The sequence below is a fragment of the Allobosea sp. P1_A7 genome (genome assembly GCF_056406775.1).
In genome coordinates this window covers 1-386 of sequence record NZ_JBFTZN010000680.1, presented here as the reverse complement: position 1 = coordinate 386, position 386 = coordinate 1, and the positions used below count along the sequence as shown (strand labels likewise).

The 386-nt window shown below is 69.4% G+C and carries 1 protein-coding gene; it reads left to right on the top strand.

From position 1 onward, the window contains the following. A partial coding sequence (locus AC1D34_RS38370) for a GNAT family N-acetyltransferase (RefSeq protein ID WP_476827124.1) occupies positions 1–366 on the top strand: 366 nt, incomplete at its 5' end. Positions 367–386: the final 20 nt, after the last annotated feature.

Below are 386 nucleotides of genomic sequence, written 5' to 3'. Positions count from 1 at the left end.
GGCTACCGCTTCGTCGACGGTTTGCGGGACGAGTGGCAATCCGGCCGTTATCGTGACGCCGACGAGCGGAATGCCCTGTTTGCGGTGTTTCGCGATGGGGTGCTCGCCGCGATCGGCGCGGTGACGCCGGACCCTTATGACCCAGCGCCCGACCTCCTGCGCATTCGCCATGTCTATGTCCGGCCGACCGGCCGGCGCGGAGGCGTCGGCCGCCTGCTGGCGAGCGCACTCGTGCAACAAGGGCTGTCGCTGGCGCCGAGGCTCTCGCTCAACGCTGCGGATTCCGGCGCGGCCGCTTTCTGGGAAGCCATGGGCTTCAAGCCCGATGGCGGCGGTACACGCCGCAGCCATCTGCGCACGCGCTAGGATCGACGCCTGGATCGGCG